Here is a 16,853-nt window from a genome sequence, read left to right as displayed (position 1 = left end):
GATACACAAAGTATTTCATTCTTTTACAATGGCTTTACCTTCATTTTCAATCATTTATGAATAATTTAACCACTAAAGACAGGGCGCTGGTGCTTTTCAGTGGCGGTCAGGATTCTGCTACTTGTCTGGCCTGGGCACTGTCCCGTTATGCCCATGTAGAGACTATAGGCTTTGATTATGGACAACGCCATGCCATAGAACTCAGCGTCAGGCCTGTGCTGATAGAAAAAATGCGCCAGTTTTCACCTGAATGGCAAAGTCGCCTGGGCGAAGATCATATGATAGACCTGGGTTTGATTTCGCAGCTTTCACATACGGCGATGACGGAAGATATCGCCATAGAAATGCAAGAGAATGGCTTGCCGAATACATTCGTGCCTGGCCGTAATCTGATGTTCATGATGACAGCAGCTACACTGGCTTATCGCCGTGGCCTGAATGTGCTGGTGGGGGGCATGTGTGAAACCGATTTTTCCGGTTACCCGGATTGTCGCGATGACACCATGAAAGCCCTGCAGGTAGCGCTGAACCTGGGCATGAATACCCGCCTCAAGCTGGAAACACCGCTGATGTGGATCAACAAGGCGCAAACCTGGCAACTGGCAGAACAACTGGGTGGCTCAGCTTTGGTAGACCTGATACGTGAAGACACCCATACCTGTTATCTGGGCCAGCGTGGCGACATGCATCCCTGGGGTCATGGTTGCGGTACATGCCCGGCCTGTGCTTTGCGTGCCCGTGGGTATGAGTATTACCGTAACGGTAATTTCGACCTGTAATTTCGACTTGTAAGCTTGTCGTTAACTTGCTGGCTTAGAATAGCTGCACCCACCATGATTGAAGTTCATCAATGCTGATTGCCGTCATTACAGACCTGCATGCCAACCGTGAAGCCCTTGAGGCTTGCCTGGCGCATGCAGAAAAACACAAGGTGACACGCTATGCCTTTCTGGGCGACCTGGTTGGCTACGGTGCCGATCCCCGTTGGGTGCTCGATACAGTCATGGACTATGTCAGGCAGGGTGCCTGGGCGCTGATAGGCAACCATGATGCAGGCGTGTTGCCAGGCGATCGCCAGGGCATGAACCCGATTGCCAGAAAAGTGGTGGACTGGACGCGTGCCCAAATAACTGCAGAGCAACTCGACTTCATTGCCAAACTGCCTTACCGCATAGAATGGGAAGACATCCTGTTCGTGCATGCCAATGCCTGGGCACCAGAGAAATGGGAATATATAGACGGTGTCATGGAAGCCACACGCAGCATGCATGCGACCAAGGCCAGCATTACTTTTTGCGGGCATGTGCACATGCCCACCCTGTTCCATATCAGCCTGACTGGCAAGACTGGTGAATTTATTCCTGCACCAGAAGAAGGCATACCGCTGAGCAGGCAAAGGCGCTGGCTGATCATACCTGGCTCGGCAGGTCAGCCGCGTGATGGCAATCCGGCCGCCTGTTATGCGACTTTTGATACTGACAGCCAGGTACTGACTTATTATCGTATTCCTTACGATACCGAAAAAGCCTGCCAGAAAATCATTGCTGCTGGCCTGCCACCGGCTTTGGGGCACAGACTGCTGCATGGTAATTAGCCAGGGATACCAATGAGCGGCCCCGAACATCACAAGCTGCAAAGTGGCATGGAATTCGATGGCTATCGCCTCGAAGAGAAATTGCACACTGGCGGCATGGCAGCCTTGTGGCGCGTGACAGATTTGCGTAATCGTCATTTATTGACAGATGATGGCAGCCAACCTGCGTTGATCATGAAAGTGCCGCTGCTGTATTCAACAGATGATCCTACTGCCATCGTTGCCTTTGAAGTCGAGCAAATGATCATGCCCAAGCTCAAGGGCAGGCATGTGCCGCGTTATTTTGGTGCCGGTGATTTTGATGCCCAGCCATATATCGTCATGGAGCAAATCGCCGGCACGTCCTTGCGCAGCCGATTTGAAGAAGCACCTTTGCCGGTTGCGGAGGTGGTAGATATAGGCATCAGGGTCGCGCATGCCTTGCAGGATTTGCACAAGCAGCACGTCATCCATCTCGATGTCAAACCCAGCAATATCATGTTCCGTGCTGATGGTACGGCAGTGCTCATCGATTTTGGTCTGTCGCGGCATGACAGATTACCGGATTTGCTGGATGAAGAATTCCGCCTGCCCATGGGCACTGGCCCCTATATTTCACCCGAACAGGTCATGGGTGTGCGTAATGAGCCGCGTAGTGATTTGTTTTCGCTGGGGGTATTGCTATATCACCTGGCAACCGGACAGCGGCCCTTTGGTCACCCGACTTCAGTCGCTGGCCTGAAAAAACGCCTTTATCGCGATCCCATACCGCCGTGCAGCCATCGCAGAGATTTACCGACATGGTTGCAGGAAATTATCTTGCGCTGCCTGGAGGTGGAACCGCAGGCCCGCTTTGATACCGCCGCTCAGCTGGCTTTTTTATTACAGCATCCTGATCAATTGCAATTGACGGCGCGAGCAGAAAAGCAGGTGCAGGATGGCTATCTGTCCGTACTCAAACGGCGTTTCCAGATTAACGGTGCCGAACCAGCTTTATCACAGAGTTTGTCGGATAAATTGTCCAGAGCACCGATTATCGTCGCGGCGCTGGATTTGACCGGTGGCTCAGAAGCATTGGCAGAAAGCCTGCGCAATATCACCAGGCGCATGTTGCAGACCGATCCCGGTGCCCGTCTGGCTTGCCTGACCATACGCAAAGTCAGTCGCATAGGCATGGATGAGAGCCTGATACAGCAGGGCGAAAACATCCATGTCAAACAACTGGTAGACCTCAAGCACTGGGCCAGGCCATTGAACCTGAACCCCGACAAGATCACCTTCCACGTGCTGGAAGCATCCGACCCGGCCACCGCCATTATCGATTATGCCCACAACAACCGCGTGGACCACATCATCATAGGTTCGCGCGGTAGTTCTGCTTTGCGCCGCTATCTGGGCAGCGTGTCTTCACAAGTCGTGGCCGAGGCAGAATGTACGGTGACCGTCGTGAAAGCGCACGACAAATGAATTGGAGATAAGCAAGTGATAAGCAGCGCTACCTTTTCATGCTTTCCAAAACCTGATCAACAAAGTCACCATCTGCATCGCTGAACTTCAAGCGTACCGGATACCATTCCAGACTGGGGGCCAGCCATAAATCCAGTTGCTGGTCTTTAGAGTCGGCTGGCGGTGCCTTGCTGACGTGGATGGCCACCATATCACCCATGGGAGTCTTGATATTTTCAGAGCCCACTACCTTAAAGGTCCAGGGGTCAGCATCACGACGGCCAGCAACCAGCATCTTCCATTCCGAGCCTGCTTTGAATCCTTCACCAGCGGCACGGGCAATGGCGATCAACTGCCAGCTGGCGCTGGTTCTGTCCTGTTCGCCGCCTTTCAGGACATAGGTTTCTGTGGATGCGCTAAAGCGCAGGGTTTTGCTGTCACGCTCAAAGCTGGTCGTGGTAGCGGGTTTGCGAAAGCGTTTTTCGACAAATTTGTCAGGTGCCAGGCCATAGTCATCGATATTGCCCTGGCTGCTGGCATCGAGGATTTTACCCACCAGCATGGCATGGGTTTCTGTGATGATGCTGTATTTCTGGTCGCCAGCCTGCCATTTGACCGAGGCCGAGCCACTCAGTGGCAAGCCGCTTTGTTTGGCCTTGATGCTGTATTGCAGTTCAACCGATGGCGGCAGTCTGGTTGCATATTTGACCGCCGTTTCATGTCCTTGTGCCATGGCCGGAGCATTCAGGCCCAATGCCATTAGCAGGGGGGCGAACACGGTAATAGACTTGCGCATGATTATCTTTCCATATTGATGACACTGACGATTTTGGTGGCAGTCTGGGTAGTCACAGCGCCATTGCTTTCAGTATTGCGTATTTGTATCGGATACCAGTTTTGGTCGGGGGCGAGCCAGACTTCGAGTTTGGAATTGTAAGAACCAGGCCGTGGTGGCCGCACCACATGCCAGGCCATGATCTTGCCTGCCTTGGTGTCCACTTCCTCAAAGGCTGTCACGACAAAGACAAAGGTGCTGACATCGCGCTCTTCAGCCACTTGCAGACGTATTTCTCGTCCGCTCTGGAATTTCTCAGGGTCAGCATAACCTATGCCAGCCAGTTGCATGATGAAGCTGGCTTTATCCTGAGCGCCATCTTTTATTTCCGCCGTTTTATTCGAGGATGAAAAACTGACGGATTTATTGTTGTGATCAAAATGTGTCGCAGTTTCACTGCGGTTACGTCGTTTTTCTGAACTGGTCGCCGGTGTGATGCCATACACATCGATGACACCTTCACTGCGCATTTGATACAGGTTAATCGATGTCAATAACAAATCCAGAGAGGCGTCTATGCTCATCTTGTAACGGCCAGTCTTGAATTCCCAGTTAATCTCACCATCGCCATAGACAGGGCTGCGATTCGGTTCTGTGCGCACGATGCGCATGCTGATTTTGCCTGTTTGTGGCGTGCGCACCGGATAGGTTTGTGGGCCTTCGCTGTTTGAGTTGTCCTTGCTCACTGGGCCACTGGCTTCATCGGCTTTGACTTCAGGTTTGGTCTCTGTGGGCAGGACAGGGCTACTTTCCTTCACTTCTAATGGAATTTCTGCGTTTTGGGTAGGGGCAGGTGCCTGCTCAGGTTCTGGCGCAATCACAGGCACCACGGTTTTTTTCATAGCAGCTACTGGTTTGACTTCAGGTGCTGCTATTGGGCCGGGTTGAGGATTGTTGCCAGCCGCTTTTTGCTCAGCCTGATCGGGGATGTCCCTGAATTGCACCGCGATAGGGTTCTCTTGTAATTTGGGCTTGTCTGGCATCGCGTCCCTGTCCAGACCGTGTAAGACAAACAGATGCAACAACACCGCCAGCGTCAAAAACAACAGATTCTGGCGTGTAAATAAATTGGCATCAAATTGAGGGGCAGTAGCATCCATCCTGCTAGTGTAAACGCAGTAACTGAATTTTGGATGACTTGGCTGATTTGGCCAGGGAGTAAAATAGCAATTTTTGCAGCAGTTTGCGGTTTGCAGGATTTGATGGACATGACAGGATAGCTTTGATGCTGGCAGTATTAACAACAAATATGAAACGAAATTTTTCCATTTTGCTGGGGCTATGCATGTTCAGCAATGTGCATGCGGCTACCCCTGTCCAAAGTCTGACTCCAATACGCATAGGCATGATAGATGGTCTGAGCGGGGCTTTCAGCAATGCTGGCGAAGCGGTGCAGAGAAACCTGCAAATTGCCATAGAAAGGATAAATGCCCGTGGTGGCGTGCACTTGCCTGACGGTCAGCATCTCCTGCAACTAAGCAGTTTTGATAACAAACAGGGCGTGGAGGATTCCTTGATCGCGCTGAAACACCTGACTGACCAGCATATTCCCTTTGTTGTACAAGGCAATAGCTCAGCCGTTGCCCTGGCACTGGTGGATGCCATCAACAAGCACAATCAGCGCGCACCGGATAATCGCGTACTCTTCCTCAACTATTCTGCAGTCGACCCGGCGCTGACCAATGAAAAATGCAGTTACTGGCATTTCCGTTTCGATGCCCATGCCGACATGCGCATGCATGCGCTGACAGAAGTCATCAAGGCTGACAGCCGCGCCAAAAAGATTTATCTGATAGGCCAGGACTATAGTTTTGGCCGCCAGGTAAATAAATCCGCGCGCGCCATGCTGGCAGAAAAAAGGCCGGATATCGCCATTGTCGGTGAAGACCTGCACCCCATAGGCAAGATCAAGGACTTTGCCCCCTATATGGCCAAGATCAAGGCCAGTGGCGCAGATGCCGTCATCACTGGTAATTGGGGCAATGACCTGAGCCTGCTGGTCAAGGCTGCCAAGGATGCCGGTATGACGACCAAATTCTATACCTTCTATGGCAATGGCCTGGGGGCACCGGCTGCACTCGGCGACGCCGGTCTTGGCAGGGTGCGCGCCGTGGCTGAGTGGCACCCTAACGCAGGTGGTGCCGACAGTGATGCGTTTTACCAGCAATTCCGCCAGCGTTATCCTGATCCGCGTGATGATTATGTGCATTTGCGCATGCAAGTCATGGTGGAGATGCTGGCCACCGCCATGGAAAAAGCAAAAACTACCGAAGCGGCTGCAGTCGCCCGTGCCATGGAGGGCGCACAATACAAGAATGCCTTCCATGACGCCGTCATGCGTGCAGAAGATCATCAGTTGATACAGCCGCTGTATGTCACGGTCATGCAAAAGAAGGGCGAGAGTGGCGTGCGTTTTGATAATGAGGGCAGTGGCTATGGTTTTAAAACCGAACGTTATTTCGATGCGCGATTGACGGCATTGCCTGGCTCATGCAAGATGCTCAGAATTAAATAAACTGCAACCTTGAAAATATTAAGGAGAAGTCGTATGAGTAATCCGTTTTCTGGTTCTGAGATCCCCGGCATGAATGCCATGGGCGATACCCTGTCTTTCGTCAAAAAACTCTGGGGCAATATGCAAGTGCCCGGCATGGTGGCACCACCCATGTCGGTGGATGAGCTGGACAAGAAAATTCAGGATTTGAAGACGGTAGAATCCTGGCTGACCGTCAACATGAATATGCTGCGCGGCACCATACAGGCACTGGAAGTGCAGCGTGCCACCCTGGCTGCCTTGCAATCGATAGGTGAGAGTTTTGCGCAGCACGCACAACAGGCTGGTGCCATGGCAGAGCAGGCAAGCTCACCTTCAACATCATTTGCTGCCAGTGCCAGCAGCAGTAATAGTAATGCCGATTGGCCCATGCATCCACATACGGCCAAGGCAAAGGTCGCTGAACCTGATCCTGATGACGAAGTGGACGAAGAGAGCGCCGACATGCCGCCGGAAGCCGGAGCATCTGCGGTAGCAGCTGAAGTGCCGGTAGAAGAGCTCACACAATCTACTAAAACTAACAACGCTACCAACACTGCCAACGCTACTAAAGAGGCAGACTCGGCAGATACCAGCACACCTTTCGTCAACCCTGCCGCCTGGTGGGGACTGTTGCAAGAACAATTCAAGCAAGCCGTCAGCAAGGCCATGGAAGGGGAACAGGTAAGCAGCACGACAGCAGAAGCTGCGCCGGTACAAAAACCGGCTGGCAAAAGTACCGCTGGTACAGCGACCAAGACTGCAAAAGCTGGCGCAAGTGCTAAAGTCAAACCTGTCAACAAGGCTGGAAGTAAATCAGTTGCCAGCTCAGCGACCAAGCCAGCAGCAAAAACAGCAGCAAAACCTAAAGCGGCGGCCAAACCCTTAGCGAAGGGCAGCAAAACGACAAAAGCCAGGTAAGGAAAATATCGGCAACAGATATGCTCCAGCCTGAAGTATCAAGTGCGCAAGGGATGGGGCTGTTTCCTTAAAAGCAGTAAAAAAATGGCACCCAAGGGTGCCATTCCAGTTTCAATCTTCAATCTCCGGTTTTAATAACCAGCCTGTGCGGTCGGGCATTTTGCTTTGTTCGCCGGTTTTACTTCCACTACTTCGAAGTTGTTATTCAGCATCCAGGCACTGATACGTTTGCGTGTGACTGGTTTCCCCTTGGCCTGGCTGGCGACATTAATTGCGATGACTTTATCGGATTTGCCAAACTTGCAGTCCACCTCGAACTCCAGTCCTTCCTTCGGGCTGGTTGCAGGCAAGGGGATATTGATCAGGCGCAGTGGCGACTTGGCCTTTTCAGCTGCTGACAGTGCCTGGTAATCACTCGTGGTATCTACCACAAAGGCAGCCTGGGAATACGCTTCCAGCGTGGTGTCTGGTGATATGTTGCCGGTGGACTTGGTCCAGGCCAACACACTTTTTCCGGCAATACCGTCAGTTGCAATATTCGCCCATTTTTCCATTAACTCCTTGCGGGAGGGGAGTGGGCCACTTGCTGGAACTGGTGCTGCCGTCATGGCGGCAGCAGGTGTGGCGGCTGCTATTGTTGCAGGTGCAGGTGCCGCAGCTTTTGGCATAGGTACAGGGGCGGGTGCAGCCTTGACCGGTGCTGCGGCTACTTCGTCGCCCTGATATTTGTATTTGCCATCAAACGGCACATCGCCCCAGGCACTGGCACAGGTTTCTACATGCAATTGCATGCCGCCCGCAGCGCGTTTCAGGGTCATATTGCAACGGCCTTCAGCGTAGCTCCAGCCACCCGGCGCATCCGCCAGTTTTCCTTCACCTGAGCCGCTACGCGAACTACCAGTTTTGCTTTTTTCTGCCACTTCCAGTGTGAACTTACCGTCAGGTTTCACCGTCAACAGACGTTCAAAGCCATTGTCGCTGGCATCATATACACCGGCTTTGGGAAATGGATTGTAGTCTGCAGCCAGGGCAGGAGCTGCGATACATGCGAGACTGACTGAGAGCAGGCTGAGGGTTTTCAGGGAAGGTGAGCTTTTCATGTGGTCGCTGGATGAAGGTTGTTGAAATTGGTAAAGCTGCGCGCGTCGCCGAATTTCCGAATATCGTGTCGTATCAGGGCGCATGATGCATTAAAGTAAATGGATGGTGCATGACAGCCGTAAGCGTGTCAATCAAGTAATTGTGTGTTTTATATTAAAGCGCAACAATGTGTAAGCGGATTTGCATAGCAGATAAGATTTTGGTATCAGCTTTACTGAGAAAATGGGGCAGGCAAGTGAAACCTCGGACCCCATATCAGGAGAAATAGCAGTGACTTTTGTCCAGGAGAGTATCCCGCACAAGGGCTAGCTTATGATTTGCTTGAAAAAACGGCTATGGTTTAAACGAGCAGGCTATTGCATGCCAGTCACTCAATTACACTTCATTAAAGTTAGCCGCGACAAATTCCCAGTTCACCAGGCTCCAATATGCTTCCATATAAGCAGGCCGCTGGTTGCGGTAATCAATATAGTAAGCATGTTCCCAGACATCGCATGTCAGCAGCGGCTTATCAACACCAATCAAGGGTGTGGCTGCGTTCGAGGTATTGGCAATCGCCAGCGTACCGTCAAAGCGCTTCAGCAGCCAGGTCCAGCCAGAGCCAAAATTACTGATGCAGGACTGGGTAAATTCTTGCTTGAATTTGTCAAACGAACCCCATTGACTAGTGATGGCATCACCCAGTGCACCAGTGGCGACACCGCCGCCACCGGGTGTCAGGCTTTGCCAATAAAAGTTGTGGTTCCACACCTGCGCGGCATTATTGAATATGCTGCCAGTTGATTTCTTGATGATATTTTCCAGAGACTCTTCGGCAAACTCGGTGTCCTTGATCAAGGCATTTAAATTCGTCACATAGGCCTGATGATGTTTGCCATAGTGGAATTCCAGAGTTTCTTTGGAGATATGGGGTTGCAATGCATCCATTGCATACGGTAGTTCGGGCAAAGTATGTAGCATGTGCTTCCTTACTGTGTGCAATTTTACGGAGTAGTGTCCACGCGCAATGTAGCCTGCAGCGTTATTTCGGGAACACTGGCAAGTGCCTTGGATAAAGGGCAATCACGCTTTGCGGCCACCGCAATTTCCTGGAATTGCGCATCGCTTATGCCTGCGACCGTCGCTTCCATCGTCAGTGCGATACGATCAATCACGAATCCCTCGCCCTGTTTAGACAATCTGACGCTGGCGCTGGTATCTACATCGGTGGTTTTCAAACCCGCTTTTTCGCAGGCAAATGAAAACGCCATGGTGAAACAGGCAGCATGGGCAGCTCCCAATAATTCTTCGGGGTTGCTGCCGCGCCTGTCATCTTCAAAACGACTCGCAAAGCCATAGGGATAATCTTTCAGCGCGCCAGTTTCAGTACTGATATTGCCGACAGCAGTTTTGCCTGAGCCTTCCCAATGTACGCTCGCTTTTTTTTCGCTCATGGTAGATCCTTTTCCGGTGGTTGCTGCAAATAGACCAGACACAATATTGCGCAAAAGCATGGCTCGCACATCAGTGTTCCTGATCTGGAATTTATAGCTAATTTTTAACTTGTTTGTAACTTAACAGCAGCCTATGCCTCTGTTGCAAACACATCTGTTCGCTAACACACGCAAGGATTTTTAAGGAATTCGCTATTGTTGCTCACAGCCATGAAACTTTGGCTGAAGATAGCGTAGTGACAGGCACACAATGTGCTTTTTTGCGAAGACTGGGCAAGCAGTGAATTGTGGGCAGATGCCAATGAGTGGCACAGCCAAAAAAATACTTCGGGCGATGTTTAATTTGCCCTCGTACCATCCTTCAATATGCGCAGTGCCTCTTTGGTCCATTGCACACGGCTTTCTTCAAAAGTGATGCCTGCTTTCAGTATCAGGTAACGTAATTGCACTTCGTGCGACAACTGTGTCGCGCTAAAGTCACGCTTTTCTATCTCTCTGTAGGTTTGTAATTCCTGCTCATGCAATTGCAGGCGACGTTCAAACTCTTCTGTCAGGCCTAGCGGGCCAATCGCGGCATCAGCCCGCAATTTGACCATCATGTCATCCCGCAATCTCATGGGTGCACTGCTTTCACTGGCCCAGCGCCGTAATTCATCCCGGCCTGCGGGCAGGATATCGATGAGCTTTTTACCTGCGCGCCCGCCTTCAACCTCGCTAGAGATAACCCAGCCCTGGGCTTCCATGCGCCCCAGTTCCCGGTAGATTTGCTGGTGGGTGGCATGCCAGAAATAGCCTATGGACTTGTCAAAGCGCCGCGCCAGGTCATAGCCTGAACATGGCTTTTCGGCAATCGAGGTTAGCAAGGCGTGGGGCAGGGACATGTTTTAGAGTAAATAGTCGGTGTGGTTTTCAGGTATTTTATATGCAACTGGTTGCATAAATAAAGCAGTTTCGGTATATTCTTATGCACTCAGTTGCATAACTGTGAGGACTTACGAAAAGCCGCCCCAGCTGCGTTGCAGCTCCTAGCCGTGCTAAAGCACTGTCTTCGTCGCTGGCGCCTTGTTGGAACGGCTTTGCGTAAGTCCTTTTTTGACGCCCCTTCTTTAGGAATACGCCATGTCTTTTTATCCTCACCTGACAAAGCCACTCGATCTGGGTTTCACTACCTTGCCCAATCGCCTGTTAATGGGTTCCATGCACGTAGGGCTGGAAGAGGTCGATAATGGCTTTGAGCGCATGGCGGCATTTTATGCAGAGCGCGCCCGTGGTGGCGTTGGCCTGATCGTGACTGGCGGTATCGCCCCGAATGAAAGAGCGCGCCCCATGCATGGCGGTGCCATGCTCACCACTGAAGCAGAGGCAGAACACCACAAGATAGTCACCAGGGCCGTGCACGATGCCGGTGGCAAGATCGCCATGCAGATTTTGCATTTTGGCCGTTATTCTTACCAGCCTACCCTGGTGGCACCGAGTGCCATCAAGGCCCCGATCAATCCTTTCAAGCCGCATGCGTTGACGACAGAAGAAGTGGAAGAAACCATTTCTGACTTTGTCCGCTGTGCCGCATTGGCGCAATCCGCCGGTTATGATGGTGTCGAAGTCATGGGTTCAGAAGGTTATCTGCTCAATGAATTCATCGCCGCCTGCACCAACCAGCGCGATGATGAATGGGGTGGCGCTTATGAAAACCGCATCCGCTTTCCTATAGAAATCGTGCGCCGCATACGCGAGAAAGTCGGCACCAACTTCATCATTATTTACCGTCTGTCCATGCTGGATCTGGTTGATGGTGGTTCCACGCTGGAAGAAGTCACACAACTGGCAAAAGCCATAGAAGCGGCCGGTGCGACGATTATCAATACCGGCATAGGCTGGCATGAGGCACGCATTCCTACCATTGCCACCAAGGTACCGCGCGCTGCTTTTGCCTGGGTGACCAAGAAACTCAAAGGCCAGGTGAATATCCCCCTGATCGCCACCAACCGTATCAATACCCCGGAGATTGCCGAGCAATTGCTGGCAGAAGACTATTGCGACATGGTCTCCATGGCACGCCCTTTACTGGCAGACCCGCTGTTCATGCGCAAGGCAGAACAGGGCAGGGCAGATGAAATCAATACCTGCATAGGCTGCAACCAGGCTTGCCTGGATCATACTTTTGGCGGCAAGGTCACCTCTTGCCTGGTTAATCCACGCGCATGCCATGAGACTGAACTGCTTGATGCACCTCTGGAAAAAGTCAAGCGCATTGCGGTAGTTGGCGCTGGCCCTGCCGGCCTGAGCTTCGCCACGACAGCTGCCAATCGCGGCCATGCCGTGACCCTGTTTGACGCTGGTTCTGAAATCGGTGGTCAGTTCAATATCGCCAAGCAAGTGCCAGGCAAGGAAGAGTTTTATGAAACCCTGCGTTATTTCGGCAAGCAGATAGAACTGACTGGCGTCACACTCAAGCTAAATACCAAGGTCGATGCAACTGACCTGGCAGACTTTGATGAAGTTGTGCTGTCGACGGGTATTACACCGCGTGTGCCGCCGATAGAAGGTGTGGAGCATGCTAAAGTCCTGAGCTATCTGGATGTCTTGCGCGACAAGAAAACGGTGGGCAAATCTGTCGCCATCATAGGTGCGGGTGGCATAGGTTTTGACGTGGCCGAATACCTGAGCCATAGCGGCACCAGCCCTAGCCTGGACCCTGAAAAATTCTATGCAGAATGGGGTATCGATACCGATTATAAAAACGTCGGTGGCTTGCGTGCTGCAGAGGTGGAAAAATCAGAACGCCTGATTTTCCTGTTGCAACGCAAGACCTCCAAAGTGGGGGATGGGCTGGGTAAAACCACGGGCTGGATACACCGCACAGGCTTGAAAAACCGCGAAGTACAAATGATAGCCGGTGTCAGCTATGACAAGATAGACGATGCGGGTTTGCATGTCACCATCGGTGGCGAGCAAAAACTGCTGCCTGTCGATAATGTCATCCTGTGTGCTGGCCAGGAACCAAGACGCGATTTGCAAGCCGCGCTGGAAGCAGCAGGCAAGCCTGTACATCTGATCGGTGGTGCGGATGTGGCGGCAGAACTGGATGCCAAGCGTGCTATCAACCAGGGTACACGTCTGGCCGCCACAATTTAATAGTGGTATGGGAGATGGCGGTTTTTACTGCCATCTTCTACATTATTTGGTGAACAGCTTTTCGTATTCCGGCCTGTCCTGGTCTGAAATAAACGCATCCAGATACAGCGACCATGAATTCTGGTTACGGTCAGCCATGTTCTTGTTCAAGCCAGGTATCAGTGCCAGCTTGGATGGTGGCAAAGAGCGCTTGCGTATTGCATCAAACACGATATCGCTAAAGTGTTCAGCAAAGCTGACCGGACTACCAATTTCATTGAGCAAGCGGGCGATGATAGCGATCTTGTCGATACGTTGCGTGTCAATGAAATAGCGCACCATTTTTGATAATGGTGATTGCAGAGTGTTTTTCTCCAGCCGTAATTGCTGCCTGAGTATGATTTTTTGCGTATCCGTATTCAGCCGGTTTTCTATCAATTCAAGCGCGCCACCATTCGGCGCTGCCAGTGCCACTTCCAGCATGGTCCAGCGCTCATTGTCATTTTTCGCATAATCAGCAATATTGTCATAGCTGATATTTGCTTTGAGTTCTTCATCCGATATCAAACTGCTGTCTTCTGTCATGACAAAATGGGTTTTACCCAAAGTGTCATGCATGCTTTCGAGTAAAAGTACCGTGATGGGCAAGTTACCAAAGAAAACGGAAAAACCCAGTATGTTTCCATACAGTTTGATTTTTGAGCGATCTGAAATAGCGAATGCCCGCAAGAAATCATTGCTGTCACGGGGCAGTGAGCAGCGACTGAAATACTGGCGCGGATAGCCCTTGGCCAGATAAGTTTCCACGATACGCAGACCATTTTCTGCCTGCAGGCACTCAGCGATGCTAGGGACGACGCCGTCATTGGCTTCAATGGCATAGCCATCAATAATAATTCGTGCGCAGTGCTTTTTTATCTCTGTTTCAGAAAAGATGCTGGCATTCAGATGTTCAGAAAGCACGAATAATGCCCTTTTTAATGGAATGTCTTATTTGTAAATAATTTTTGATACGCAGGATCGCTTGTAGAAAGGTATGTCCCGCATGCAATGCAGGCGGGACTAGTTACTTTGCTTTCTCTTTGCCTGCTTTTGCTTGTTCATCACGCCAGTCCAGATATTCAGGGAAAGTCATTTCCCGCAATGCCACGCAATTGCGCAGGCCCTGGGTAACCACCATATCAAAGTTTTCAGGGTTGATCTTCGCCTGTGGATAAACTTCACAGCGGTATAGCATGGGCAAGCCATTTGGACGCGGCTGATTCGGCGCCAGCATTTCATTGCCTATCATATTGGCCAGCAAGGCGACAAGTATGGTGTTCATATTCCCGGATTCCCTGGTGCAGTACTGTCTGGAGTTAATAAAAAAACCTGAAATTACGGTTTTTCGACCAGTTTTTGTCCGCTAATGATAACATTGCCTTCATCGTCAATGCTTGTGAAATTTTACTTTCATTAGCTAATAACAGGAAAGAGAATTTCATGCGGCTGATCACCAAATTCGTACTGGTTGCGGTATTTGTAGCGGGCATTGCCTTGCTTGTTGAGATTTTTAGCAACAAAAATGAGCTGGATGCGGTCGGCAATACACCGCTGAAAGAGACGCCGCAATATGCAGCAATGGTAGAAAACGCCGAAAAATTACCTGATATAAAGATATGGCCAGGTACATTCATGAATGCTGCCGAATCCAGGCAACAGGTTCTGGAATACAAAATGACACTGGCAGAGGACCACGGCTTTCAATTCAGTGTTTCCTCCTATGAGGCAAAAAAAGACTGGGCAAAGACCAAACCTGAAGTCAGTAAGCAGTTATCTGGAGTGTATAGAGTCAAAGGCAGTGTCATTTACTTCGAGAAGTTGCAGGGAAACACTGGCTTGATGTCGGACAAGGCGCGCAGCGTTATCGGTGCCTGGACGCAGGATGGTATTGAATTCAAGAATGAGAACTCAGCCATGCGTCTGCGCATGCTCGTTCCACAAGCTGCCAATAAATAATGACACTGCAATAACACTACACAACATAGCCGGTACTACCGGCAAGCCATACCTGTTCGCAAGCAAAATGAATATCTCTGAAAGTTTGACTAACAAGCAAAGTAAGGACCTGCATCATCAGAACAGTCGCTTGGTTGATGAACTGCTGTCTTTCCTATTCTTATTGATACCGTTTGCCATTACCAATGGCATAGTGATTGCCAAGGCTGCGGCCTTGCCTTTGTATGGTGGCAAGATCATCCTGTTTGTGCTGCCCATTTCGTACCTGTTCTTTCAGTTGTGGAAACGCAGCCTGTTGGTCAAGGTACTAACTGCCTTGCTGGCTGTCCTGGCTGGTGCTGAAGCTTATGTTGCCTATCAGTTTGGTGGTATATCGGGCTCCAGTCTGTTTTCCATACTCACTACCAGTGATAGCAGTGAATCACTCAATTATCTGCTTGAGCGTGCTGAAGGTATCTTGCTGTGGTTGGTAATATGTATAGTCAGTACTACGCTGGCCGTGTATTTTTCCCGCCGCAGTCATTTCAGGCCTGGTGGGTTTTTGATACTCTGCCTGCTCTGTGTGGCAGGCTATGGCTGGTATATCGGGGCCATGAGTGCCAGTACTTATCTGAAAGAGAGGAATGCTAATCGCTTTCCTACCGCCAGTGAAAATGCCAAAGAAAAATTGTTTGGTGTCGATAATTTACCGCCTTTGCTATCGACCGTGAAAGATACCTTCCCTTACGGCATGCCAATCAGGTTGTGGATGTTCTGGCAGGAGGAAAAATTCATGCATGGCATGGAGCAAAAACTGCAGCATTTCCGTTTTGGCGCAAGCTCGCTTGAATCTGCAACAACGCAAGAAACCTATGTACTGGTATTGGGCGAGACAGCCAGATTTGATCGCTGGGCCGTGAATGGTTACAGCCGCGATACCTCACCCAATTTACTGAAAGCCAGGCAAAACGGCGAACTGGTCAGCATGCGGGATATGATTACAGCCAGGGCATTCACCATGGGGTCCATTCCTATCTATTTGAGTGGGCGGGATATCATGCTGGAAGGGGCGACGCAAAAGTCCCTGATTTCTGCTTTCAAGGAGGCAGGTTTCAAAACCTATTTCCTGTCTACCCAGGTCAAGAAAAGCTTTCTGAATAATGTGACTACCATGTTTGCAGCAGAGGCCGACGTACAACAATATTTTGAAGCCGACGAGAGTCTTGGTTTTGTCTATGATGATGCCTTGCTTGCGCCGCTTAAAAATATTTTGCAGGAAAAATCACCAAAGAAACTGATCGTGTTGCATACCATGGGCAGCCACGCCATCTATGCGGCCAGATATCCAAAGGCGTTTGAGAAATTCCCTGTCATTGGCGATGAAAAGGCGGCTGCAACAGGTGAACAATTCAATGACCTGCAGTCAACATCCAATGCCTACGACAACAGCATACGATTTACCGATCATATATTGGGAGAAGTCATACAGGCATTGGCTGCCTTGCAAGGTAATGCAGCCATGGTTTATGGTTCCGATCACGGTGAAACCTTGCCCACCCAGCAGTGCAAATTCATAGGTCACGGTGCCATGAATGAAGAGAATTTACGCGTCCCGTATTTTGTCTGGACCAATCAAGCCTACCGCGAGAAGCATGCCGCCAAGTGGGGAGACTTGCTGAAGAACCAGGACAAGGCCACGATGACCAGCGCCAATTTTGCAACTTTGCTGGACATGGCAGGCATCAGCTTTGCCAACTTCCCTGCCGGACATAGTCTGGCCCGGGAATACCAGGTCAAGCCAGCAAGAATAGTGCAGGATATGCAAAACACCGGTCTGGATTTCAATACCGCAAGAAAAATGGATGATGCTTGCGGCAAGCTGCAAGCCAGGGACCAGGCCTCAGCCGCTAAGTAGTTAAA

The 16,853-nt window shown here is 50.7% G+C and carries 16 protein-coding genes; 8 read left to right on the top strand and 8 right to left on the bottom strand.

The features are described from left to right. The first annotated feature begins 56 nt into the window (after window positions 1–56). The 3 genes from queC (at window position 57) to ACO0LD_RS08265 (ending at window position 3,040) form a co-directional block, all read left to right on the top strand. On the top strand, window positions 57–779 hold the full coding sequence (gene queC, locus ACO0LD_RS08275; RefSeq protein ID WP_423005581.1) for a 7-cyano-7-deazaguanine synthase QueC: 723 nt from the start codon (window positions 57–59) through the stop codon (window positions 777–779). Window positions 780–850: 71 nt separating this feature from the next. Continuing rightward, on the top strand, window positions 851–1,594 hold the full coding sequence (locus ACO0LD_RS08270) for a metallophosphoesterase family protein (RefSeq protein WP_423005579.1): 744 nt from the start codon (window positions 851–853) through the stop codon (window positions 1,592–1,594). 12 nt (window positions 1,595–1,606) lie between these two features. After that, window positions 1,607–3,040, top strand: a complete 1,434-nt coding sequence (locus ACO0LD_RS08265; protein ID WP_423005577.1) for a protein kinase domain-containing protein — start codon at window positions 1,607–1,609, stop codon at window positions 3,038–3,040. A 28-nt stretch (window positions 3,041–3,068) separates the two neighbouring features. On the opposite strand, the gene ACO0LD_RS08260 is transcribed toward ACO0LD_RS08265, so the two are convergent. Together ACO0LD_RS08260 and ACO0LD_RS08255 are read right to left on the bottom strand one after the other, a co-directional pair. Beyond that, entirely contained in the window at window positions 3,069–3,815 is a 747-nt protein-coding gene (locus ACO0LD_RS08260) for a DUF3108 domain-containing protein (RefSeq protein WP_423005575.1), read from the bottom strand. A gap of 2 nt (window positions 3,816–3,817) precedes the next feature. Next, window positions 3,818–4,954 (bottom strand): DUF3108 domain-containing protein, encoded by a 1,137-nt coding sequence (locus ACO0LD_RS08255; protein WP_423005573.1) that lies wholly within the window; start codon window positions 4,952–4,954, stop codon window positions 3,818–3,820. Between the two features lie 185 nt (window positions 4,955–5,139). Here ACO0LD_RS08255 and ACO0LD_RS08250 point away from each other — a divergent pair, with 185 nt between their 5' ends. Then, window positions 5,140–6,369 carry a branched-chain amino acid ABC transporter substrate-binding protein gene (locus ACO0LD_RS08250; RefSeq protein ID WP_423005907.1) on the top strand — a complete coding sequence of 410 codons (1,230 nt, stop codon included), beginning with the start codon at window positions 5,140–5,142 and terminating at the stop codon, window positions 6,367–6,369. Between the two features lie 33 nt (window positions 6,370–6,402). Continuing rightward, a complete protein-coding gene (locus tag ACO0LD_RS08245) occupies window positions 6,403–7,308 on the top strand; it encodes a PhaM family polyhydroxyalkanoate granule multifunctional regulatory protein (RefSeq protein WP_423005571.1) in 906 nt (301 codons plus the stop codon). Between the two features lie 131 nt (window positions 7,309–7,439). Here the strand turns inward: ACO0LD_RS08245 and ACO0LD_RS08240 are convergent, their stop codons facing one another. The 4 genes from ACO0LD_RS08240 to ACO0LD_RS08225 form a co-directional block, all read right to left on the bottom strand. After that, window positions 7,440–8,408 (bottom strand): hypothetical protein, encoded by a 969-nt coding sequence (locus tag ACO0LD_RS08240; RefSeq protein WP_423005569.1) that lies wholly within the window; start codon window positions 8,406–8,408, stop codon window positions 7,440–7,442. 376 nt (window positions 8,409–8,784) lie between these two features. Next, the gene (locus ACO0LD_RS08235; protein WP_423005567.1) at window positions 8,785–9,369 is read right to left on the bottom strand and encodes a superoxide dismutase; all 585 of its coding nucleotides are present in this window, start codon (window positions 9,367–9,369) and stop codon (window positions 8,785–8,787) included. Between the two features lie 23 nt (window positions 9,370–9,392). Further along, on the bottom strand, window positions 9,393–9,842 hold the full coding sequence (locus ACO0LD_RS08230) for an OsmC family protein (RefSeq protein ID WP_423005565.1): 450 nt from the start codon (window positions 9,840–9,842) through the stop codon (window positions 9,393–9,395). Between the two features lie 338 nt (window positions 9,843–10,180). Beyond that, entirely contained in the window at window positions 10,181–10,723 is a 543-nt protein-coding gene (locus ACO0LD_RS08225) for a PadR family transcriptional regulator (RefSeq protein ID WP_423005563.1), read from the bottom strand. Window positions 10,724–10,961: 238 nt separating this feature from the next. On the opposite strand from ACO0LD_RS08225, the gene ACO0LD_RS08220 reads away from it, so the two are divergent. Then, complete coding sequence (locus ACO0LD_RS08220) at window positions 10,962–12,977, top strand: FAD-dependent oxidoreductase (protein WP_423005561.1); 2,016 nt, start codon at window positions 10,962–10,964, stop codon at window positions 12,975–12,977. A 42-nt stretch (window positions 12,978–13,019) separates the two neighbouring features. Here the strand turns inward: ACO0LD_RS08220 and ACO0LD_RS08215 are convergent, their stop codons facing one another. Continuing rightward, window positions 13,020–13,919, bottom strand: a complete 900-nt coding sequence (locus tag ACO0LD_RS08215; protein ID WP_423005559.1) for a hypothetical protein — start codon at window positions 13,917–13,919, stop codon at window positions 13,020–13,022. Window positions 13,920–14,022: 103 nt separating this feature from the next. After that, window positions 14,023–14,280, bottom strand: coding sequence for a hypothetical protein (locus tag ACO0LD_RS08210; RefSeq protein WP_423005557.1), 258 nt, complete (start codon window positions 14,278–14,280; stop codon window positions 14,023–14,025). A gap of 158 nt (window positions 14,281–14,438) precedes the next feature. Between ACO0LD_RS08210 and ACO0LD_RS08205 the strand changes: the two genes are divergently transcribed. Both ACO0LD_RS08205 and ACO0LD_RS08200 read left to right on the top strand, forming a co-directional pair. Beyond that, window positions 14,439–14,954 (top strand): hypothetical protein, encoded by a 516-nt coding sequence (locus ACO0LD_RS08205; RefSeq protein WP_423005555.1) that lies wholly within the window; start codon window positions 14,439–14,441, stop codon window positions 14,952–14,954. 67 nt (window positions 14,955–15,021) lie between these two features. Continuing rightward, on the top strand, window positions 15,022–16,848 hold the full coding sequence (locus ACO0LD_RS08200) for a phosphoethanolamine transferase (RefSeq protein WP_423005553.1): 1,827 nt from the start codon (window positions 15,022–15,024) through the stop codon (window positions 16,846–16,848). Window positions 16,849–16,853: the final 5 nt, after the last annotated feature.

This window comes from Undibacterium sp. Ji83W (assembly GCF_049340385.1).
GTDB lineage: Bacteria > Pseudomonadota > Gammaproteobacteria > Burkholderiales > Burkholderiaceae_D > Undibacterium.
The sequence above is the reverse complement of the archived record's forward strand: the minus strand, read 5'-3'. Positions and strand labels throughout refer to the sequence as shown.